The organism is Burkholderia sp. BCC1638 (assembly GCF_902833195.1).
Classification (GTDB): domain Bacteria; phylum Pseudomonadota; class Gammaproteobacteria; order Burkholderiales; family Burkholderiaceae; genus Burkholderia; species Burkholderia diffusa.
On sequence record NZ_CADFEC010000097.1, the window covers coordinates 1 to 663 of the forward strand.

General features: G+C 68.2%; 1 protein-coding gene and 1 pseudogene. Both read left to right on the top strand.

From position 1 onward, the window contains the following. Positions 1 to 223, top strand: a pseudogene (locus tag HWX22_RS31355) (lactoylglutathione lyase); the annotation flags it as partial. Positions 224 to 310: 87 nt separating this feature from the next. Next, a partial coding sequence (locus HWX22_RS31360) for a twin-arginine translocation signal domain-containing protein (protein WP_175917001.1) occupies positions 311 to 663 on the top strand: 353 nt, incomplete at its 3' end.

Below are 663 nucleotides of genomic sequence, written 5' to 3' on the forward strand. Positions count from 1 at the left end.
CCGCGAGCCGGCCTACACGCATGGCGACGGCTACGGCCATGTCGCCTTCGTGGTGGCCGACGCGGCCGGCGAGCGCGCGCGGCTGATCTCGCTCGGCATGCAGCCGAGGGATCTCAAGGAGTTCCGCGACGGCCAGGGCGAACTGATCGCCAGCTTCTTCTTCATCGAGGATCCGGACGGCTACAAGATCGAGGTACTGGAACGACACGGCCACTACCGCTGATCGGCAAGCCGGCCCGCATCACCGCATCACCGCATCAGAACAAGACCAACGACAAGCAACACCGTGCCCGCAATCAAGGAGACGCACATGAAAGGCAAAACCATCGGCATCGCCCGCCAGGGGCCGGCCGAAGCGGAAGGCCCGCGGCGTATCGCGCTCACGCGCCGCGAGCTGCTCAAGGGAAGCGGCGTGCTGATCGGCACGCTGGCGCTGTCCTCGTCGCTGGCGGCGCTGGCGCCGAGCCGGGTCTGGGCCCTGGAGCTGCAGGGCCTGGACACGCACCAGGGCGCGGTGCTGCTGGCGCTGACGCGGCAGATCTATCCGCACCCGACGCTCGACGATGCCGTCTACGCGCTGGTGGTGAAGGATCTCGACGCCAAGGCGCGCAAGGATGCCGCCACGCGCCTCCAACTCTCCCAGGGCGTCAGTCAACTCGACGC